The 19,000-nt window shown below is 53.4% G+C and carries 21 protein-coding genes, 1 pseudogene and 1 riboswitch; of the genes and pseudogenes, 7 read left to right on the forward strand and 15 right to left on the reverse strand.

Annotated features, from left to right (window positions below):
- Nucleotides 1–110: 110 nt before the first annotated feature.
- Together MJB10_RS01885 and MJB10_RS01890 are read left to right on the forward strand one after the other, a co-directional pair.
- Nucleotides 111–548, forward strand: a complete 438-nt coding sequence (locus tag MJB10_RS01885; RefSeq protein ID WP_314801120.1) for a YkvA family protein — start codon at nucleotides 111–113, stop codon at nucleotides 546–548.
- Nucleotides 549–937: 389 nt separating this feature from the next.
- Entirely contained in the window at nucleotides 938–1,885 is a 948-nt protein-coding gene (locus tag MJB10_RS01890) for a TRM11 family SAM-dependent methyltransferase (protein WP_314801122.1), read from the forward strand.
- Nucleotides 1,886–1,889: 4 nt separating this feature from the next.
- Here MJB10_RS01890 and MJB10_RS01895 read toward each other — a convergent pair whose 3' ends face one another.
- Together MJB10_RS01895 and MJB10_RS01900 are read right to left on the reverse strand one after the other, a co-directional pair.
- A complete protein-coding gene (locus MJB10_RS01895) occupies nucleotides 1,890–2,507 on the reverse strand; it encodes a DUF3298 and DUF4163 domain-containing protein (RefSeq protein ID WP_314801125.1) in 618 nt (205 codons plus the stop codon).
- A gap of 166 nt (nucleotides 2,508–2,673) precedes the next feature.
- Nucleotides 2,674–2,838 (reverse strand): hypothetical protein, encoded by a 165-nt coding sequence (locus MJB10_RS01900; RefSeq protein ID WP_314801128.1) that lies wholly within the window; start codon nucleotides 2,836–2,838, stop codon nucleotides 2,674–2,676.
- 267 nt (nucleotides 2,839–3,105) lie between these two features.
- Between MJB10_RS01900 and MJB10_RS01905 the strand changes: the two genes are divergently transcribed.
- Nucleotides 3,106–3,675 (forward strand): pyridoxamine 5'-phosphate oxidase family protein, encoded by a 570-nt coding sequence (locus MJB10_RS01905; protein ID WP_314801130.1) that lies wholly within the window; start codon nucleotides 3,106–3,108, stop codon nucleotides 3,673–3,675.
- Nucleotides 3,676–3,737: 62 nt separating this feature from the next.
- On the opposite strand, the gene MJB10_RS01910 is transcribed toward MJB10_RS01905, so the two are convergent.
- Complete coding sequence (locus MJB10_RS01910; protein WP_314801132.1) at nucleotides 3,738–4,142, reverse strand: acyl-CoA thioesterase; 405 nt, start codon at nucleotides 4,140–4,142, stop codon at nucleotides 3,738–3,740.
- A 233-nt stretch (nucleotides 4,143–4,375) separates the two neighbouring features.
- Between MJB10_RS01910 and fumC the strand changes: the two genes are divergently transcribed.
- Nucleotides 4,376–5,764: a class II fumarate hydratase gene (fumC, locus tag MJB10_RS01915; protein ID WP_314801135.1), complete on the forward strand. Its 1,389-nt coding sequence runs from the start codon at nucleotides 4,376–4,378 to the stop codon at nucleotides 5,762–5,764.
- Nucleotides 5,765–5,819: 55 nt separating this feature from the next.
- Complete coding sequence (locus tag MJB10_RS01920; RefSeq protein ID WP_314801137.1) at nucleotides 5,820–6,074, forward strand: hypothetical protein; 255 nt, start codon at nucleotides 5,820–5,822, stop codon at nucleotides 6,072–6,074.
- Nucleotides 6,075–6,134: 60 nt separating this feature from the next.
- On the opposite strand, the gene thiC is transcribed toward MJB10_RS01920, so the two are convergent.
- The 5 genes and pseudogenes from thiC to bioB all read right to left on the reverse strand — a co-directional run bounded on the left by thiC (nucleotide 6,135) and on the right by bioB (nucleotide 12,065).
- A complete protein-coding gene (thiC, locus tag MJB10_RS01925) occupies nucleotides 6,135–7,892 on the reverse strand; it encodes a phosphomethylpyrimidine synthase ThiC (protein ID WP_314801140.1) in 1,758 nt (585 codons plus the stop codon).
- Nucleotides 7,893–8,143: 251 nt separating this feature from the next.
- Nucleotides 8,144–8,250: riboswitch (TPP riboswitch) on the reverse strand.
- A gap of 38 nt (nucleotides 8,251–8,288) precedes the next feature.
- A complete protein-coding gene (gene bioC / locus MJB10_RS01930; protein ID WP_314801143.1) occupies nucleotides 8,289–9,161 on the reverse strand; it encodes a malonyl-ACP O-methyltransferase BioC in 873 nt (290 codons plus the stop codon).
- Nucleotides 9,151–9,882: an alpha/beta fold hydrolase gene (locus MJB10_RS01935; RefSeq protein WP_314801145.1), complete on the reverse strand. Its 732-nt coding sequence runs from the start codon at nucleotides 9,880–9,882 to the stop codon at nucleotides 9,151–9,153. Before MJB10_RS01935 ends, bioC begins: the two co-directional genes overlap by 11 nt.
- A complete protein-coding gene (gene bioF, locus MJB10_RS01940) occupies nucleotides 9,879–11,054 on the reverse strand; it encodes an 8-amino-7-oxononanoate synthase (protein ID WP_314801148.1) in 1,176 nt (391 codons plus the stop codon). The genes MJB10_RS01935 and bioF overlap by 4 nt, the downstream gene beginning before the upstream one ends.
- A gap of 16 nt (nucleotides 11,055–11,070) precedes the next feature.
- A pseudogene (bioB, locus tag MJB10_RS01945) lies at nucleotides 11,071–12,065 on the reverse strand (biotin synthase BioB).
- A gap of 209 nt (nucleotides 12,066–12,274) precedes the next feature.
- On the opposite strand from bioB, the gene MJB10_RS01950 reads away from it, so the two are divergent.
- The gene (locus MJB10_RS01950; RefSeq protein WP_314801150.1) at nucleotides 12,275–12,427 is read left to right on the forward strand and encodes a hypothetical protein; all 153 of its coding nucleotides are present in this window, start codon (nucleotides 12,275–12,277) and stop codon (nucleotides 12,425–12,427) included.
- Here the strand turns inward: MJB10_RS01950 and bioD are convergent.
- The gene (gene bioD, locus MJB10_RS01955) at nucleotides 12,399–13,118 is read right to left on the reverse strand and encodes a dethiobiotin synthase (RefSeq protein ID WP_314801153.1); all 720 of its coding nucleotides are present in this window, start codon (nucleotides 13,116–13,118) and stop codon (nucleotides 12,399–12,401) included. The two genes, MJB10_RS01950 and bioD, sit on opposite strands and share 29 nt — an antisense overlap.
- Nucleotides 13,115–14,509, reverse strand: coding sequence for an adenosylmethionine--8-amino-7-oxononanoate transaminase (gene bioA / locus MJB10_RS01960; protein WP_397386608.1), 1,395 nt, complete (start codon nucleotides 14,507–14,509; stop codon nucleotides 13,115–13,117). The genes bioD and bioA overlap by 4 nt, the downstream gene beginning before the upstream one ends.
- Before the next feature lie 185 nt (nucleotides 14,510–14,694).
- Between bioA and dgoD the strand changes: the two genes are divergently transcribed.
- Nucleotides 14,695–15,843, forward strand: a complete 1,149-nt coding sequence (gene dgoD / locus MJB10_RS01965) for a galactonate dehydratase (RefSeq protein ID WP_314801155.1) — start codon at nucleotides 14,695–14,697, stop codon at nucleotides 15,841–15,843.
- A 67-nt stretch (nucleotides 15,844–15,910) separates the two neighbouring features.
- On the opposite strand, the gene MJB10_RS01970 is transcribed toward dgoD, so the two are convergent.
- From MJB10_RS01970 to MJB10_RS01990, 5 genes are all read right to left on the reverse strand, one after another.
- Nucleotides 15,911–16,111, reverse strand: coding sequence for a cold-shock protein (locus MJB10_RS01970; protein ID WP_314801158.1), 201 nt, complete (start codon nucleotides 16,109–16,111; stop codon nucleotides 15,911–15,913).
- Nucleotides 16,112–16,176: 65 nt separating this feature from the next.
- The gene (locus MJB10_RS01975) at nucleotides 16,177–16,377 is read right to left on the reverse strand and encodes a cold-shock protein (RefSeq protein ID WP_314801160.1); all 201 of its coding nucleotides are present in this window, start codon (nucleotides 16,375–16,377) and stop codon (nucleotides 16,177–16,179) included.
- Between the two features lie 217 nt (nucleotides 16,378–16,594).
- Complete coding sequence (locus MJB10_RS01980; RefSeq protein WP_314801163.1) at nucleotides 16,595–18,196, reverse strand: copper amine oxidase N-terminal domain-containing protein; 1,602 nt, start codon at nucleotides 18,194–18,196, stop codon at nucleotides 16,595–16,597.
- A 167-nt stretch (nucleotides 18,197–18,363) separates the two neighbouring features.
- Nucleotides 18,364–18,612 (reverse strand): LSm family protein, encoded by a 249-nt coding sequence (locus MJB10_RS01985; protein WP_314801170.1) that lies wholly within the window; start codon nucleotides 18,610–18,612, stop codon nucleotides 18,364–18,366.
- A complete protein-coding gene (locus MJB10_RS01990; RefSeq protein WP_314801174.1) occupies nucleotides 18,609–18,878 on the reverse strand; it encodes a hypothetical protein in 270 nt (89 codons plus the stop codon). The genes MJB10_RS01985 and MJB10_RS01990 overlap by 4 nt, the downstream gene beginning before the upstream one ends.
- Between the last annotated feature and the right edge of the window lie 122 nt (nucleotides 18,879–19,000).

The raw sequence follows: 19,000 nt of genomic DNA on the forward strand, positions 1-19,000 counted from the left end.
TGGAAGAGCGGTTTTTATCCAATAAAAGATGAGAGTGGCATCTTCAGGATGTCGTATCGAAGATTAAAGTGTAGAATAGAGATAGACGAGTGGAATGGAGTGGTCCCAGAATGAATCCTTCCAAATATGAGAAATATTTCTCAATTGACGGCTTTTGGTCCAAGTTGAAAAAGGTTGCCAAACAAGCTGGCAGTAAGGTGATATATAGCGGGTTGCTGCTCTTTTATGCGGTGGAAAGTCCGAAAACTCCGCTCCGCGCGAAGGTTCAAATTTATGGCACCTTGGGCTACCTTATCCTGCCACTGGATTTGATTCCTGATTTGCTGCCCATTGTGGGCTATGTCGATGATTTAAGCGCGTTAGGTTTTGCCTTGGCCGCCGTTTCAAAGAGCATTGATGACGAAGTTAAACGGAAAGCGAAGAGTAGGCTGAGGGATTTCCTCGGTGAGGATGCAGTGAGCAGTAAGGATATTATCGATATTGACGGCCATGTGGTAGATGAGCAAGGCAAAGCTCCCGATGATGCGGACGGGCGAGCAGATAAGTAATGGGGTATCAACACGTATAACATGCACGATTAGAGAGGTCGATACTGCCATGGGAAATGGCGAGTGGGGGCCTCTTTGTGTTGCGAACGTAGGAGCGAGGGGCGATAGGGAACGCTATGAGCGGAACGTAGGTGCGCTAAAATTGCGGAATTCGTTAGTTTCACGTGTAAGCGGAACATATGTACGCTATTTGCCTGAAAATGGACAAAAACAGCGAAAATCTGGGAAATAACGCACTTACGTTCCGTCCAAAGCAAATTACAAAGGATTTCGCTTACATAAGAGACTGACGTTCCGCCTGATGAGAGCGCACCCTCTGTAAGGGTGAAAAATCACCTTACAACAGGTACAATAGACGGATGACATGAAGTGAGGGACAGGGATCGGATATGGAATATAGATGCAAAGAATATGTGTATGTATACGCCTGCCATGAGGATGAGCAGGCGCTGTGCGAGCTGGAGCTGCGCACGCTGCTGGGCGCAGCGGCGGAGATCGGCGCGCGCTACGCCGTCAGCGCGCGCAAGATCGAGCCGAGCCGCAGCCCGTTCCTGAAGCTGCGGCTGGATGTGCGCTACGAGGCCGGCAGTGTGCCGGAACTGGCCTCGCAGCTACATACGTTGACCCTTCGCGGGTCAACGTTCAAGGTCGTGTTCGCGGAGACGAACGCGGCGGTCAGCTATGACCGCCAGCGAGACGTCGAGCGCGAACTGGGGCGTGGGCTGCGCGGCAAGGCCGAGATGCGCAGGCCGGAGCAATGGTTCGCCGTGACGGAGCTGGACAGCCGCTGGCTGTTCGGCGAATGCAGCTACGGCGAAGCCGTCTGGCTTCGGCATCAGCAGAAGCCGCAGAACTACTCCACCGCCCTGCCGACGCGCGTCGCGCGGGCGGTGGTGAACATCGCCGTGCCCGAGGTGGCGGGCACGCGGGTCATTGACCCGTGCTGCGGCATCGGCACGGTGCTGGTGGAGGCGATGTCGATGGGAATCGACATCGTGGGGTACGACCTGAACCCACTGGCCGTGCGCGGCGCGCGGGTGAATCTCGACCACTTCGGCATGCCGAATGTGGTCACGCTAGCCGACATGCGGACGCTGGCGACAGCGCCAGGCAGCTACGACGCGCTCATCCTGGACATGCCGTACAATCTCTGCTCCAAGCTGCCCGAGGACGAGCAGTTGGAGATGCTTCGCAGCGCCAGGCGCTTGGCGCTGCGTGCGGTAATCATCACCACGGAGCAGATCGATCCGCTCCTGGCTCAAGCTGGGTTCGACATCGAGGCACGCTGCACGGTAAACAAAGGCAAATTCAGCCGACAGGTGATAGTCTGCGTTTAGCGGGTTAATACATCATTTTACCCAGAGGACCGTCCTCGGCAATGATGTTCTGCAGCGCATAGATGGAAATCGGAAAGTACAGGAATCCATACACATAAGCGGCGAGTTCGTAGAGTTGGAAATAAATTACGAGCGATTTATCGGCAATATAGAAATCCTGATCAGGGCGAATGCCTTTGAACTCGACTAATAATGGAATGTCACGCCGTTTGATCTCAGCGGCAACCATGGCGCTTAGAACGGTGACATAATCACTGCCTGGCTTGAATAGCTCTTGAAGCGTGTAGCTTTTGCCCGTTGCCGTGCTGAACGTTAGCGATTTCTGAATTGTAAGCCCATGCGCGCCGCCCGAGAAGGCATAGTTAATCAACGATAAGCTGAGCACGCGGCGTTCATTCGTTTTGAGCTCGTAATACGCGGTGATTTCGGTCATGGGATTCTCGTGGTAGCCCTGATCGTGCAGCTGCTTATTCACAGCATTTACGATCGTTGTATTCATCTCATGCTGCACAGCGACGGGGGTTAAGTGAATGACAGCGGGGTACATCAGGTTTATGTTCTTATCCAGCACTTGATACGTTTGTATACTGACAGGCTGGTGTTCCAGTTCTAAGTCGGTCATGGTCATCATCCCTACGTTTTTGGTACACCATATTCAAAAACTGGGCGTTTGGTTCAATGAAACCGAGGAATCCGATGCAGCTACACTTGTTCAAAAGCAAAGAGCTTTCCCATGACGCCGCTGGCGTAGGGGAAAGCTCTTTGTCACTTCGAAACAACGGAGCGAATTATTCCTGTGCAGCGTTGTCCTCATCGCTGGCATTCGTTGTTGCGCTTTGCAGAATAGAAGACAATTGCTCAACCTGCTGCTTAGCTTGGCTGTCCTCAGCATTCGCTTCAGCGGCATTAATCGCATGACTGACTACGTCGTCATTACTGTTCGTCGTTGACATGGTACGATCACCTCCTTAAAGTTTTCGTTAGAAAACTAGCTTCGTAAGCATTTGCTTCACGTTTTCACCAGTAGTCTGGCATCGTAAGCATAGGCTTAGATTCAACTAACTGAGTATCCCTCGGATGGCGCCAAAATATGCAAAATGAAATAAAGGTATTAACCGACTTCTCATAGGAATTTCCTATAAAAGATGCATCATTTACGTATTTCACAAATAGCGTAGAGAGGCGCATAATAGAAGAAAATGGAAAGGTGTTGAGGAAACGTGGGGAAATCATTTGAAGCGCTCCTGCCGGAGCATGAGGCTTTTATTGCGAATCAGCATATTTTTTTCGTAGGATCAGCACCGCTGTCTGCCGAGGGGCATGTTAATATTTCGCCGAAGGGGCACGATGTGTTTCGGATCCTATCCAGCACAGAAGTCGCTTATCTGGATCTGACAGGGAGCGGGAATGAGACTAGTGCACATCTAGCGGAAAATGGCCGGATCACCGTCATGTTCATGGCTACCCAAGGGCCACCACAAATTCTGCGGCTATATGGGAAGGGGCGCGTCGTGCTCCAAGACTCCTCGGAGTGGGCGCAGCTTGCGCCACGGTTCAACCCGTTGCCAGGCGTGCGTCAAATCATGGTCGTCGAGATCCACGAGGTGAAATCTTCCTGCGGTTACAGCATTCCTTTTTACACGTATGAAGGGGAACGGAACACGCTGCAGAATTGGGCAGCTAAGCAGGGTGACGACGGATTGCTGGCGTACTGGCAGAACAAAAACATGACCAGCATGGACGGCCTTCCGACGCCGATCGGACAGAAGTTATCCACAAACACTATGTAGAAATGCAGATTTATGAAATTCCGAATTCGTTCTAAATGCGCCAACGCTTGTTTCCTGTTCTGTTACTCATCTTTCGAGGTGAAAAATTTCCGCAACTCCTCCGGAGCCTCTCGGCTTGTACGGGTTGTGCTATCCATCGTGACGCTGGTGACAAGCGCATCCGCGCAAAGTTCACCTTGCCCATTGCGAATCTCCTGCTGCAAAACATAACTGGAACGCCCCATCTTCGCTGGCCGGCAGCTGACGCTTAAGTGTTCGCCTTGCTTGCACTCTTTGCGATAATTGATGTTGATATTGACGGTGACGGTCTGAATACCGAGCGCACCAAAGGTCTCGTAAGACAGCGAGCAGGCTTCATACCACTCTTCACGCCCCCACTCGAGATACTCCAAATATTTCGCATTATTCACATGCCCATTCACATCAATCTCCGTAGAGCGGACGATGATATCGAGCGTCGTTTCCATAGGTGAGGTCTCCTTTGTAATTGAGATTGTGGTGAGCTTAGCGAAGCTTACCCCATTATTACAGGGCTGCTTCGGGCCCTAACGGCGCTGCGCCGGCACGGTCGGCGCAGCCGGTTAATCCGTGAGATATCACCATTATATCGCGTCCGTTGATTGGATAACCAGCAGTTGCTCATAAGGCTTCCAGATCTGGGCAAACTAAGCTGAAATTGGATGGATCGAGGAGGATAATCATGACCCAAGAATATCGCGTGGAACGAGATACCATGGGTGAAATCAGAGTGCCTGTGGATAAGTTGTGGGGGGCTCAGACCCAGCGCAGCTTTGAAAATTTTAAAATAGGCACTGAGCGCATGCCGCCACGGTTGATCAGCGCTTTTGCGCTGCTGAAGAAAGCAGCGGCTCACGTGAATCGCGATCTCGGCGGGCTCCCGCCTGAGAAAGCGGAGGCCATTGCGACGGCGGCAGACGAAATCGTGCAGGGCCGCTGGAACGACGAGTTCCCGCTTGTCGTCTGGCAGACAGGCAGCGGGACGCAGTCGAACATGAACGTCAACGAGGTGATCGCTCACCGAGGCAGTGAACTGCTGGGAGATGGCGCACGCATCCATCCCAACGATGACGTGAATCGTTCGCAGAGCTCGAACGATACGTTCCCGACCGCGATGCACGTGGCTGGCGTCATCGCGGTAGAGCAAGAGCTGCTGCCTGCGCTGGAGCTGATGCAGGCAACGCTCCACACCAAGATGTCGGCCTTCGCCGACATCGTTAAGATCGGCCGCACCCACCTGCAAGACGCCACCCCGCTGACGCTGGGGCAGGAGATTAGCGGATGGTGGGCGATGCTGGACACGACGGCGCGCATGGTGCGCAGCGCCGTCGATACGATGCGCGAGCTGGCGATCGGCGGCACCGCCGTCGGCACAGGGCTGAACGCGCATCCCGAGTTCGGCGCGCGCGTCGCCGAAGCGCTGACCCGCGAGACGGGTACACGCTTCGTCTCGGCGGAAAACAAGTATCATGCGCTGACCAGCCATGATCAGATCGTATACGCCCACGGGGCGCTCAAAGCGCTGGCGGCGAACTTGATGAAGATAGCCAACGATGTTCGGTGGCTATCGAGCGGCCCCCGCTGCGGGATCGGTGAAATCACGATCCCGGAGAACGAGCCCGGCAGCTCGATTATGCCAGGCAAGGTCAACCCCACGCAGAGCGAAGCGATGACGATGGTCGTGTGCCAGGTGATGGGCAACGATGCGGCCATCGGCTTCGCCGCCAGCCAGGGCAATTTCGAGCTGAACGTGTTCAAGCCCGTGATCATACACAACTTCCTGCAGTCCGTGCGGCTGCTAGCGGATAGTATGCGCTCATTCAATGACCATTGCCTCGCAGGAATGGAGCCGAACCGCGCAGTCATTCAGCGCAATTTGGAGCAATCGCTCATGCTGGTCACGGCGCTCAACCCGTATATCGGGTATGAGAAGGCAGCCAGCATTGCGAAGCAAGCGCACAAAGAAGGGCTGACGCTAAAAGAGTCAGCGGTGCGCAGCGGCTATTTGACAGCCGAGCAGTTCGACAGCTACGTTCGGGCGGAGGATATGGTGCATCCGAAGGCGACGTGAAACTGGCGACCCGCTGCATTTATTGAGGAAACCAAGCGCCAGGCGAAGGATCTGGATGAAACGAACGTTCAGATTCAGTCCATTCAAGGCGTCGGGACGGAGGCCGTTCGAACGCTGGAGATCAACATGGTCGAGTACAAAACGAGAGCTTCGGAAGTTTCCAACGGAAGAGACGGCTGCGGGCACAGAAGAAGTGCTGTCAAGCGTCGAAAGTCAGCTGCACATGTTCACCAATATGCATGAAAAAGCGCTAGAGCTGCAGGTCGTCATGGGCACCTTAACTTCAGCAGTTGAGCGCTTCCGCGTATAGCTTAGAGTCAAAATAAAAGTGCCAGAAAAGTCCATTGGACTTCTGGCACTTTTTTCCTATCTAGTAGATCGACCCTCCCGCCGATCGGAAAGCGTCGGCTTTCTCTTTCATGCCGCTTTCGATCGCTTCCTGTGTCTCGAGTCCGTGCTCGGCGGCGTAGTCGCGGATATCCTGCGTGATGCGCATGCTGCAGAACTTCGGTCCGCACATGGAGCAGAAGTGCGCGGACTTGGCCGCGTCGGCTGGCAGCGTCTCATCATGGTAGGCCATGGCCCGCTCAGGGTCGAGCGAGAGGTAGAACTGGTCGCGCCATCTGAACTCGAAGCGTGCCTTCGAAAGCGCATCATCCCGAAGACGAGCGCGGGGATGACCTTTAGCCAGATCGGCGGCGTGCGCAGCGATTTTGTACGTAATGACCCCTTCCTTCACATCTTCCTTGTTCGGCAGTCCGAGATGCTCCTTCGGTGTAACGTAGCACAGCATAGCGGTGCCGAACCATCCGATCATCGCGGCCCCAATGGCCGAGGTAATATGGTCATAGCCAGGGGCAATGTCCGTCGTGAGCGGGCCAAGCGTATAGAACGGCGCCTCCTGACAAACCTCAAGCTGCCTGTCCATGTTCTCTTTGATCATATGCATAGGCACATGGCCAGGACCCTCGATCATCACCTGAACATCGTGCTTCCAGGCGATTTTCGTTAATTCGCCAAGCGTGGCAAGCTCACTGAATTGCGCCTCGTCATTGGCATCCGCGATCGAGCCCGGCCTGAGACCATCGCCGAGGGAGAAGGAGACGTCGTATTTTTTCATGATTTCACAGATTTCTTCGAAATGGGTGTACAAAAAATTCTCCTGATGATGCGCCAAACACCATGCCGCCATGATCGATCCGCCCCGGGAAACGATGCCTGTGACGCGCCCCGCGGTCAGCGGAATGTAGCGCAGCAAGACCCCCGCATGTATCGTAAAATAGTCAACACCCTGCTCGGCCTGTTCAATCAGCGTATCGCGAAAAACCTCCCAGCTGAGATTCTCGGCTTTGCCATCGACTTTCTCCAGCGCTTGATAGATCGGCACCGTCCCGACGGGGACTGGGGAGTTACGCACGATCCATTCGCGTGTGGTATGAATATTTTTACCAGTCGAAAGGTCCATAATCGTATCGGCGCCCCAGCGGATCGCCCACGTCATTTTCTCCACTTCTTCCTCGACCGAGGAAGCGACGGCAGAGTTGCCGATATTGGCATTGATTTTGACATGAAAATGACGCCCAATAATCATCGGTTCACACTCGGGATGATTAATATTAGCCGGAATAATCGCACGCCCAGCGGCGACTTCGCCACGGACGAATTCGGGCTCCAGCCCTTCGCGAATGGCGATAAACGCCATTTCTGGCGTGATAATGCCTTGGCGCGCGTAATGCAGCTGTGTTACATTACCGCCATTGACCGCGCGAAGCGGCATGTGCTGGGGACAGGGAAAAGCCTCGACGCCTCGCTTCTGGACCAGTTCCTCCGAAACGAAGCCGTTGTCGATCGGCAGGATGACCCGTCCAGCATACGCCTCCACATCGCCGCGCTCCTCAATCCAAGATTTGCGAAGAGGGGGAAGCCCCTTTCGAACATCGGCAACATAATCTGGATCGGTATAAGGTCCGCTAGCATCGTACACGCGGATCGGTTCGTTCTCCTGCTCGCCGCCTCGTCCAGTCGATGGCGATAAAGCAATCTCCCTCATCGGCACAAGCACATCACCGCGCTGCCCCTTTACATACACTTTGCGGCTGCCAGGCAGCGGCGTTGTCATCATTGTCATTTCATTTAACCTCCCATGAGTGATGGGAAACCCCTAGCTGACGCGGATCTGATGCTATGCGCTGAATGCGTACTTATGCTTATCCATCTTCCTACCGACTTCCGCTGAGGCGAACAACAAAAAAACCGCCCCAACGAAAGGGCGGTGGATGTCGCGTTCAGCTTCTAAACCGAGCTGCAACGGGCGCAGCTAAGCTTAAACAAGGACAGTGGCATGTAGAGCCGAATGGCTGCACATTCACGTCCTATTTCGCACGTACATTCCCACTTTCCTACGCTGGCATGACCCAGATCAGGTTCAAAGGGACCAAGGCATCAGCCTGTGTCTCAGCCCATAACGGGCGCCCCTAGTGGATTTCCTGGTTTGACTATACGATCTTTTCTAGTATTTGTCAATTTATTCCTGTGCTAGAAAAAGATAAACCTCATACGTTGCACGAATGCCTTTCGGGCTGCTGAACGCCTGCTCATAATGCCCATACATCTGGGTAAAAAGCCGGCGTGATCCGAGCCCTCGCGAAGGTGAAGCCTCGGACGTGCTTGCGCCCACCGCCTTAACGGCATGGAGAAAATCGCTGACCGAAGCATGCTCCTCCACGTGTAACCACTGTTCAAATGCGCGATCTGAAAAGCCTGCTGCTTGGAGCAAACGATCCCATGCGTCCCCAGAAGGGAAAGATTTGCCGTGGCGCTGTGGCGTCAGGCCATTGGCACAATAAGCCTTGGCGAAAGCTTGGTGTAATTCGTGAAACGTCTCGGGGCCAAAAGTTGAAAAAGCAATCACACCGCCTGGTCGAAGTAATCGACGAAGGCTGACAAGCGTTCGCTGCGGATCGCGCAGCCATTGGAAGCAAGCATTCGATATGATAATGTCGAACGAAGCTGGTGCAGCATTCGCTGCCCAGAGCTCGACGTCCTCGAGCAGGAACTGGACTTGCGTCTTGCTTTGCTCGGCTAGATCTCCACGCTGTGCGCTCACACGCTGGATCCGTTGCTGCGCAGCCGCCAGCATAGCAGGCGCGAGATCGACAGCCGTGATTGAAGCGGGGGGTGGCTCGGTTAATTCAGTTAGGAGCTTCTCCGTCACATAGCCCGTTCCGCAGCCAATTTCCAGAATGTCAGACGTACGAACCCCTGATGCCGGCAGCCGTCCTTTAAGCGATTGGAGAAGCGCGTTTGCCATGCTGCGCTGCACATGGGCATGCGCATCGTAGGCGCCAGCTGCACTCCGGTCAAATTGCCGCTGAATCGCGGTTTGGCTATCTGTCATGCCACCAGCTCCTTATGGATGCCGCAACCCAAGCTGCACTCCCGAGGAAGGGGGCATGCCCACCGCCTTCGACGGCAAGCAGTGTTGCGTGAGGCAGATTGCTATGCAGCTCTTGGGCAGCTGGGAATGGACAAATCGTATCTTCTGTGCCATGTACAAGCAGAACAGGGCACTTGATGCCAGGGAGCATTGGCAAAAGGTTTAAGCTCCGCAGGGCTTCCAGTCCTGCCAAAAGCGCAGGCGTTGACCACTGACCAGGCGCGATAGCGTCGCTATGATCTGAAGCGCTGTCGGCTGACTGCCACACTGCCAGTCGGAAAGCGTGCTCCGTCGCTTCCCGATCTTGCTTCAGCCCTGTGATCATGCGTCTCAGGTAGGCATCAGCCCAGCCGAGATGCTTTTGCTCGTTAGCGCGCGTGAACTTGGCTGTTGCGGAGAAGAGCACCAGGCCGTCCGCAAGTCCTTGTGTTGCGAGGTGCAACGCTAAGCATCCGCCAAGCGACCACCCCGCGATGAGCACGGGGGCAGAGCGCCAATCACAGTGCGCTGCTGCAGCCTTTTCGACTAGCTGAATCATCTCCTCTTGGGAGTCAGCGGTGCTATAGATGATAGATTCATGCTGGAATTCTGGCAGAAGTGCGCGAAGCTGATCGAACACGATTGGAGGCATGCTCCAGCCCGTTAACCAGAGGATCGTGCTGCTCACAGATGGTTGCATCATGCAAGTACCCCCATTTGCCGTCCTAGGCGTTCGATGATCCCTAGGGACATGGTCAATTGCTCTTCGGTATGTGCCGCAGACAAGCTAAAACGTATCCGAGCAGTACCCGCAGGGACCGTTGGCGGACGAATGGCTGTGGCCAATATCCCTTCATTTTCTAGAGCATGGCTGAATTGCAAGGCTGTTTCATTATCGCCTACGATGACAGGAACAATGGGGGAGTCGCCGGGGATGACGTTGAACCCTGCGTCCCGCAGGGCTGAGCGAAAGCTCTTGCTGTGAGTCAGAAGATGATCTCGGCGCCAATGCTCGGCACGAACAAGCTCCAGCGCACTCGAAATCCCCACCACGACTGCAGCAGGCAAGGCCGTCGAATAAATCAATGTTCTTGCCTTGTTGACGAGCCACTCAATGAGCGTATGAGTGCCGCACACATAAGCGCCGTACACGCCGAAGGCTTTGCTGAATGTCCCCATGTGGACATCGACTTCGTCGTGCAATCCCAAAGCGTGACAGTATCCCTGTCCCTGTCTGCCATAGATGCCGCTGCCATGCGCCTCATCGACCATCAGCATCGCGCCGTATTCTCGTTTGAGCCTGACGAGCTCGGACAAGCGGGCAGCGTCCCCATCCATGGAGAAAATCGCGTCAGTCACGATCAATTTTCTGCGTTTGTCACGATGCTTTTCTAATAAGGCGCGCAAATGGTTCAAATCGTTATGTCGATATCTTGCATGCTCAGCGCGACTCAAGATGACCCCATCCACGATGCTCGCATGATTGAGCCCATCACTGAAAACGACATCGCCTCGGCCGACGAGCGCGCTGATGACGCCTACGTTCGCCATATAGCCGCTGCCGAACACGAGGGCGGCCTCACTGTTCTGCCAGTTTGCGATGGCAGCTTCAAGCTCCCCATAGGGCTGGTGGTTCCCTGTCACAAGCCTTGAAGCGCTGGCCCCTGCGCCATCGGAGAGAAGCGCCTCGCGCATTGCTTCTACAATTTTAGGGTGCTGAGCAAGCCCTAGATAGTCGTTCGAGGATAAGTTGAGCAGCGTCCGCGCTCCACGAATGGCGTAGCCTGGCTGCTGGGCGAGCGAGGTCGTCCTATGTAATTGGCGCTTAGCTGAGCCGACATGCAGGTCCTGAAGTTCTTTTTCCATCCAATCCATTGATCTGTGCACCACCCTATAACGCGTTTAGTTCAATTTCAAACCCCAAATCCTCGATGATGGCGTGATCGGCGGTTACTTCCTGGCCCTCAGTAGTGAGGTAGTCACCGACGAAAAGGGAATTCGCAGCGAATAGCGAGAGGGGCTGCAGGGAGCGCAGATTCACCTCTCGACCGCCGGCTACGCGGATTTCTTTGGTCGGACAGATGAATCGGAATAAGGCCAGTACTTTCAGGGCTTTCATAGCGGGCGTGCGGCCCGCGTTTTCGAGCGGCGTCCCAGGGATCGCATTGAGAAAGTTGATCGGAATCGAGTCGGCATCGATCTCGCGAAGGGCGAAGGCCATCTCCACAATTTCCTGGTCCGACTCACCCATTCCGATGATGACGCCAGAGCAGGGCGACATGCCGTAGGTTTTGACTTTTTCCACGGTCTCCACACGCTGATCATAGGTATGGGTCGTCGTGATCGAAGGATAGTTGGCTTTGCTCGTATTCAAATTGTGGTTGTACCGATGAACGCCTGCTTCGGCAAGACGCGCCGCTTGGTCTTCTTTGAGGATACCTAGGCAGGCACAAATTTTGAGCGGCATCGTTTCGCGGATTTCCTTCACGGCATCGACGACCTGGCTTAGCTCTTTCTCGGTTGGGCCTTTGCCCGCAGCCACAATGCAATACGTTCCAGCTTGGCGGGCCAAAGCCTCACGGGCACCCGCGAGCAGCGTTTCTTTGTCCAGCAAGGTGTACTTACAGGTGCCGTGGAGACGATCGACTGGGAGCAGTAACCGCAGTCCTCGGGGCATAGCCCGCTCTTGGCGTTGATAATCATATTTAGCTTTACTTTTTTGCCGTAATAGTGGTGTCGCACTTGGAACGCCGCCTGCATGAGGGGCAGGATATCGGTGTTATCGGCATCGAGTACGGAGAGCCCTTCCTCAAGGGTGAGTGGTTCGCCTCGCAATGCTTTCTGGGCAAGTGTTTGCCAGTCCGTATCCGTTTCGATCGTAAACATAGTAATCAACCTCCAGTTAAAGTAGGGTGTAGGGGATTTTGAAGCAATTCCAGCGTGCGAAACGGAACGTGGTTCCGGTATTTTGTGAAATTTGTTCGTTATGGCGTGTAGGCGGAACGTGAGTTTGCTATTTGCCTGTTTTACGGAGAGTGTTGAAAATTTTTGGATAAATAGAGGAACGACGTTCTGTGGGAAGGCGACTTTGCGGCATGTTCGGGCAATTAGCGGAACTACGTTCCGCTTGTATTTGGAGTGGCGGATTGGTGCACATGCCAGGCGGCTACTTGATGGACTTGCGGCTGACATCCGCCATGAGCTTTATTGCGCAGCTATTTATCGCCCGAATAGGGCGTCCCGTATAGGCGCAAGTTGAATGTTTGCGCAAACGAGGGGCACCAACGTCTGCGCTGTCACTTCTCCGTCGATACGAGGAAAGCGGCCAAGCACGCTCAGTTGACCGTACTGTTCAATAAGCGCCGCATTGCTCTCGACGCTGGCATCGACTTGCCCAGCCGCCCCTTCGCCGTCATTCAGAATGACCCCGAGGATCGGAATGCCGTGCTGCCGCAGATAAGCGGCTGTTAAAAGCGTAAGATTAATCGTTCCGAGTCCGGAACGCGCGATAAGCACAGCGGGAAGACGCAGTTCCGCGATAAAATCGGCGATGAGCGTGTCCTCCGTGAGAGGTACGGCTACCCCGCCAGCACCTTCGACGAGCAATCCGTCGTAGCTCTGGATAAGCGGCTGGCCCGCTGCGACGATCTCTTGCAGTGTCAGTGACACCCCAGCCTGTTTGGCAGCAAGCATGGGGGTAAGCGGGGCCTCGAACGTGAAGGGAGCTACTCGCTCTGGCCACTCAGGGAGTCCCGTGTAGGCGAGCAGTCGTTCTCCGTCCGTTAAGCCGCTGCCCAGTCGTGCACCCGACTGGACAGGCTTCCAGACACCGATATGTAAGCCCTCCGCACGAAATGCGGCGCAGAGTGCGGCGGTGAGCAGCGTTTTCCCAACGCCAGTGTCAGTACCTGTGATGAACACACCTGGCTTCGCGATCATACCGATGATGCTCCTTCTGTCACGTCACGGATGGCGCTGATCAAAATGTCGCACATGTCGGCTAACTCTCGCTCCGTACTTGCTAGCGGAGGCATGAAGACGATCACATTCCCGAGCGGTCTTGTAAGCATGCCCAACTCCCTCGCGCGCATGGCGGTACGAACGCCAATGCGTTCCTCCCATCGGTACGCCTTGCGCGTCGTCCGATCTCGCACGAGCTCGATGCCGATCATGAGTCCCTTTTGGCGAATGTCGCCAACGTGGGGATGATCCTGCAACACTGCGAGTTTTTGTTCAACGAGAGCGGCTCCTTTTCGCACGTTGGCCAGCACGTCCCGCTCTTCAAACAGCTTCAAGCTCGCCAAAGCAACAGCACAGCCCAGTGGATTGCCCGTGAAGGAGTGGCCGTGGAAGAACGTTTTCTGCGCCTCGTAATCCGCATAGAACGCGTTATAGATCTCGTCAGTTGCTAAGGTTGCGGCAACTGGCAAGTATCCGCCTGTGAGCCCTTTGCCGACGACCATAAGATCGGGGGCGACAGCTTCCAAGTCGCAAGCGAACATGGCGCCCGTACGTCCGAAGCCAGTTGCGACTTCATCGGCAATCAGCAGGACCTGATGCTGGCGGCAAAGCTCGGCTATCGCTTTCAGGCAGCCTGGGGGCATGACCAATATGCCCGCAGCCCCCTGGACGATCGGCTCGACCAAGAGAGCGGCGATTTCATGACTTCGCGCTTCGAGCAAGGTGCGGAGCGCGTTTAGCGTCGTTTCCATCGCTCCCGCTGACGCCTCGCCATCGTTATGCGGGTACGCGGACGGGTATGGAATCGCATGCGAAGGGAAGAGAAGAGGGCGATAAACCTCCTGATACAGTGGAATCCCGCCGACGCTGACCGCGCCGATTGTATCGCCGTGGTACGCTTGATTCATCGTAATAAACGATGATTTTCCACGCACGCCAAGATTGTGCCAGTATTGAAAGGCCATCTTGATCGCAATTTCCACGCCAGTGGCTCCCGAATCCGAGAAGAAAACTTTGTTTAAGCCCCTTGGGGCGATGCGCGCCAATTTCTCAGCCAGCTCGATCGCCGGGATGTTCGCCATCCCCAGCAAGGTCGAGTGCGCAACCTGACCAAGCTGATCGACGATGGCTTGATTTAATTCAGGGACATTGTGGCCGTGGACATTGAGCCATACGGAAGAAAAACCATCGTAGTAAGCTCGACCGTGCACATCATATAACTTGACGCCTTGTCCGCGTTCGATGATAAGCGGTTCTCCGCTCGTATAGTCCTTCATTTGTGTGAAGGGATGCCAAAGATGTGCTTTATTCGAAGCTGCTAGTCGTTCAATATGAATGGACAAATCATCACCTACGTTCCTAACTTTAATTGTCAACTTATTAAACGTATATTTGGTTGACAATAACTATGGGAAATTTTAGCAGATGAAAGTGATGCTGTAAACATTTTTTTAAATCGGCTCTTTCACCTGGTAGTGAACAAAGGAACTCATCCACTGCATAGCGAAATTCACCTAAGCCTGAAAAAGCTTGCTATGCGGAGGGGACGTTTGCGATGAAGATTACGAAGTTGGAACTATTTAAGGTGCCGCCACGTTGGTTATTTCTGAAAATCGAAACGAATGAAGGTATCACTGGATGGGGTGAGCCTATCGTTGAAGGCAAGGCCGATACGGTCGCAGCGGCTGTAACGGAGATGAGCGAGTATCTCATCGGCAAGGACCCGATGCGAATTGAAGATATCTTTCAAGTGCTGTATCGCGGCGGTTTTTATCGGGGAGGTCCCATTCTGACGAGTGCGATATCGGGGATTGAGCAGGCGCTCTGGGATATCAAAGGAAAGTTCTACCAAGCGCCAATTTATGATTTATTGGGCGGCGCATGCCGCGATAAGACGCGGGTCTACTGCTGGATCGGCGGCGATCGACCGAGCGATGTCGGGCAGGCGGCGAAGGCACAGGTTGCTGCGGGGTTCACCGCGGTGAAAATGAACGCCACGGAAGAGCTGCACTATATCGATTCGTTAAGCAAGGTGGATGAAGCGATCGCCCGCATTGCGGCTGTTCGTGAAGCGGTGGGCAAGGAGGTCGGCATCGGGATCGATTTCCACGGCCGTGTGCATAAGTCGATGGCGAAGATCATCGTTAAAGAGCTCGAGCCCTTCAGGCCGATGTTCATCGAAGAGCCTGTCCTGCCTGAAAACAATGAGGCGCTGCGCGAAATCGCCCTACATACTTCCTGCCCTATCGCAACGGGCGAGCGCATGTACACGCGTTGGGGCTTCAAGGAACTTCTAGCCCAAGGGTACGTGGACATCATCCAGCCCGACGTTTCGCACGCAGGCGGCATCCTGGAGTCCCGCAAAATTGCCGCTATGGCCGAAGCTTACGATGTTGCACTTGCGCCGCATTGCCCGCTAGGGCCCATTGCGCTTGCCGCTTGTCTGCAGCTGGATACGTGCTCGCCGAACGCGTTTATTCAGGAGCAAAGTCTGGGTATTCACTATAATCAAGGCAGCGATCTGCTCGACTATTTGAAAAATCCTGCGGTATTCCAATATGAGGCTGGTTATGTCGCTAATTTGACTGCGCCAGGGCTGGGCATTGAAATCAATGAAGAGAAGGTTCGCGAGATGGCAGCAATCGGCCATAACTGGCGGAATCCTATCTGGCGCCAGGAAGATGGTACCGTCGCCGAGTGGTAAAAATAAAGCCCCGTATCTCCTCGGCGTTCGAGGGGGCTACGGGGCTTCATGTGGCTTCATAACGGATTCATCGCCTGCTGCTTGTGTTCGATAAGGTAGGGAGCATCTTTAAATCCTTGACCATGGATGAATGGCAAATCGGACATACGGGACTATCGTCGAATGAAAAATTATCTCTCATCCAGCAAGAGCACTGATCCGTGCTGCAGGTCCAGATGCTGGTTTGTTCTTCCGGTACTGGTTCCAATGATTTTTTTGAAAAGTACAATCGAACTCCTCCTTGTCATGATAGACTCTGACGCGCAAGCAGTTAAAGCAATATGTGATGAAGGACTACAGCTTGACTACATTTTCAGCTTGCGGTCCGCGGTTACCTTGAACAACTTCGAATTGCACTCGTTGACCCTCATCCAAGCTTTTGAAACCATCTCCCTGAATGGCGCTGAAATGAACGAAAACGTCATTGCCGCCTTCCACTTCAATAAAACCGAATCCTTTTTCTGCGTTAAACCATTTCACCGTACCTGTTTCCATGTGTTCATAAACCTCCAACAAATAATTTGTGCCTGCGCTCCTCATCGGCTAGATGGGCTGGTTCCGAAGAGCTTGTTACTCATTAACGCAGCTTTGATAATATATCCAGTATCAAGGAAGCTTATTCCACTTTTCTGAAAAAAGTGAAAAACAAAAGCCCGCCTTCCTCAATCCATAAGGATCAGGGGAAGCGGGCTTGCCTTCGTATAACGCGAAATTATTCGCGTGTAATCGTTACGCTGTGGGTTGCGTCATCGTAGATGACCTTGCTCCCGAGTTGTTCGGCGATAAAACGCATCGGCACGAACGTGGAGCCATTCTTGAGCATCGCAGGGCTCGACATCTCCACCACTGCCCCATTAACGCTCGCTGTGCGGCTGCCTAGTGCCATCACGATGGTCGTGTCATTTAGTGCATCCTTCACGGTAATTTCCTTGCTCGCCGCGTTCCAAGTCACTGCAGCGCCGAGGCGCTCCGAAATGAAGCGAACTGGCATCATCGCAATTTGATCCCCATTGATGAAAGGATGGGAAGCATCCAGTGGATGCAAGTCCGCGGCATTAGGGCTCAAGGTGAGATTTACCTCTTTTTTCGCGATCTTAAGATCGTGGCGAAGGAACGCATAGGCTTTGGATGTTGGAACGAAAAAGGTTAAGAACGCGCTGTCCTTGTAGGTGACTTTGTTCATATCCTGCGTGCCGCCAGCAATGTCAATCGTATGCGCGGTAACAGGGAGATTGATATGCCAAATCTCCGACGTCATGGCAATCTGTACACCTTCGATTCCTGGACTCTTCTCATCGGTCACTGGAATCGTGACTGCCAGATTGGCCTTGCGAATTTGTTTGGCTGAATCGATGAATAAGTCCAATTTGAGCGAGGTTTTATCACTGAACATCGCTTTCTCCATAGGGCTCGAGGCAGAGTCTTTGACTTGCTTATCCCAATCCTTCAACGTCTTGCGCAGCAGCTGCTGAAGGGTGGTGTGGATGAACTCGACAGCCAATGTTCGATTTTCAATGTAAGGCATGATCATCTCATTATAATCCAGTCCAAAGTCAGACGCGTCCTTATCCTTGGCCGATTTGTTCATTTCCTCTTGGATAAGGGGCAGGAGCGCATCGTAGAGCTGTCCGATCAATTCTTTCATGCCTTTTTCATCGGCGAGTATGTTCGTCAGTAATGTTTTGAGAAGGCCCTGGATTTCATTTCCATACACTTCAATGTGCGCCTTCTGCAGGCTTAATGTTTCATTATGGACGGACTCGACTACAGAGGAAACAGAGATATGATCCGGATTTGGTGCATTATGCAGGAAAAATTTCATAATCGATGGTATCAATTCCTCTATTTTCTGCACAAGAAGCTGTTGATTATCCGTAGCAGGAACGGATGCAGCCATAGGCAGCTTGGCGGATGCAGTTCCCAGATCAAACAGGATTGGCTTCTTCGCGCCTTCAATTCCAATCACTACTTTAGAATCATTGACCGCGAGCCTGAAAGGAATACTTCCTTTGTCGTAGGAGATGGCCCCATCAACAGAGAGGTGCTGCTTATCTTGCATGATGATGCTGGTGAGATCAATTTTCAAGTTCTTCAGAAGGGCAATCATTTGTTTATCTTCGTTGCTTAACTTGTCGGTATTGCTGGTAAGAACATCCATCTTGAGAGAAGCACTGGCTTCGGCAGATTGGAGGGAGGCACTATTCAGGAGCGCCTGCTCGATGTCTAACCCCTGAATCGTCTGGCAACCTGTTAACGTAAGCAGCATGATCACAAGCCATGTGGAGATTAAGCCTAGTAGCGTCTTTCTTTGCATCAATGAATCTACTCCTTATCCTTGTATGTATTTGGCAAATAATAGAAGCGATAGATTATACGCAGGAAAAAAGGAAAAGATGCGCTTTCGCAAGAAAAATCTTACATTTCAGTCAAAATAAAAGCCCGCCCTCTGGTTCTGTGAACCTGGAGGAGCGAGCTTAGTAGTTAAGCAAGCAGCAGAATAACCAATAATTCGAAAAGGACAAGCGTCATAATTTGGTTATATTGCGCTGGTGTATAGATTGGTCTTTGTAAGCCGGGCTGGCCATAAGGATCCGTGTGAAGATAGATATGACGCCCATCTGCGTTGAGCAGGACCCCTTCGTGCGTATGACCATCGATCGTCGTGACACGAATTCGGCGGCCAATGTGCGGTTGAATCGCTTGCAGGACGCCATCTCGTTTTTGTTTCATCGTGTGCTGCCAGTTAGGCTGCGCTTGATAAAGAAGATGCGGCTGCACATGGTGCCCGTGGTGCCCATGGTGTCCATGGTGTCCATGGTGTCCATGATGCCCGTGGTGTCCATGGTGTCCATGGTGCCCGTGATGCCCATGGTGTCCATCATGGTGTCCGTGATGCCCATGGTGTCCATCATGGTGCCCGTGATGTCCATGGTGTCCATCATGATGCCCATGATGCCCGTGATGCCCATGATGCCCGTGATGGCCATCGTGTCCATGCTGATCTTTTTTTACTTGCTGCGGTTGAAGCATATCACTTCACTCCTTCTCGTACGACTGCGCTGTGCAGTCTGTAGGCTTCAGGCCTAGTTTCCATACTAGACTATTCAGCCGTGCGAAA

Origin of the sequence: Paenibacillus sp. MBLB1832 (assembly GCF_032271945.1) — a bacterium.
GTDB classification, from domain to species: domain Bacteria; phylum Bacillota; class Bacilli; order Paenibacillales; family NBRC-103111; genus Paenibacillus_E; species Paenibacillus_E roseopurpureus.

Excerpts from the sequence above, each read along its gene's own strand:
- MJB10_RS01885 (WP_314801120.1), top strand. The coding sequence starts at position 111 with ATGAATCCTTCCAAATATGAGAAATATTTCTCAATTGACGGCTTTTGG.
- MJB10_RS01900 (WP_314801128.1), bottom strand. The coding sequence starts at position 2,838 with ATGTCAACGACGAACAGTAATGACGACGTAGTCAGTCATGCGATTAAT.
- fumC (WP_314801135.1), top strand. The coding sequence starts at position 4,376 with ATGACCCAAGAATATCGCGTGGAACGAGATACCATGGGTGAAATCAGA.
- MJB10_RS01950 (WP_314801150.1), top strand. The coding sequence starts at position 12,275 with ATGTTCGGGCAATTAGCGGAACTACGTTCCGCTTGTATTTGGAGTGGC.
- MJB10_RS01910 (WP_314801132.1), bottom strand. The coding sequence starts at position 4,142 with ATGGAAACGACGCTCGATATCATCGTCCGCTCTACGGAGATTGATGTG.
- thiC (WP_314801140.1), bottom strand. The coding sequence starts at position 7,892 with ATGACAATGATGACAACGCCGCTGCCTGGCAGCCGCAAAGTGTATGTA.
- MJB10_RS01890 (WP_314801122.1), top strand. The coding sequence starts at position 938 with ATGGAATATAGATGCAAAGAATATGTGTATGTATACGCCTGCCATGAG.
- MJB10_RS01990 (WP_314801174.1), bottom strand. The coding sequence starts at position 18,878 with ATGGACACGATGGCCATCACGGGCATCATGGGCATCACGGGCATCATG.
- bioC (WP_314801143.1), bottom strand. The coding sequence starts at position 9,161 with ATGACAGATAGCCAAACCGCGATTCAGCGGCAATTTGACCGGAGTGCA.
- MJB10_RS01975 (WP_314801160.1), bottom strand. The coding sequence starts at position 16,377 with ATGGAAACAGGTACGGTGAAATGGTTTAACGCAGAAAAAGGATTCGGT.
- MJB10_RS01980 (WP_314801163.1), bottom strand. The coding sequence starts at position 18,196 with ATGCAAAGAAAGACGCTACTAGGCTTAATCTCCACATGGCTTGTGATC.
- dgoD (WP_314801155.1), top strand. The coding sequence starts at position 14,695 with ATGAAGATTACGAAGTTGGAACTATTTAAGGTGCCGCCACGTTGGTTA.
- MJB10_RS01920 (WP_314801137.1), top strand. The coding sequence starts at position 5,820 with ATGAAACGAACGTTCAGATTCAGTCCATTCAAGGCGTCGGGACGGAGG.
- bioD (WP_314801153.1), bottom strand. The coding sequence starts at position 13,118 with ATGATCGCGAAGCCAGGTGTGTTCATCACAGGTACTGACACTGGCGTT.
- MJB10_RS01895 (WP_314801125.1), bottom strand. The coding sequence starts at position 2,507 with ATGACCGACTTAGAACTGGAACACCAGCCTGTCAGTATACAAACGTAT.
- bioF (WP_314801148.1), bottom strand. The coding sequence starts at position 11,054 with ATGGATTGGATGGAAAAAGAACTTCAGGACCTGCATGTCGGCTCAGCT.
- MJB10_RS01985 (WP_314801170.1), bottom strand. The coding sequence starts at position 18,612 with ATGAAACAAAAACGAGATGGCGTCCTGCAAGCGATTCAACCGCACATT.
- MJB10_RS01935 (WP_314801145.1), bottom strand. The coding sequence starts at position 9,882 with ATGATGCAACCATCTGTGAGCAGCACGATCCTCTGGTTAACGGGCTGG.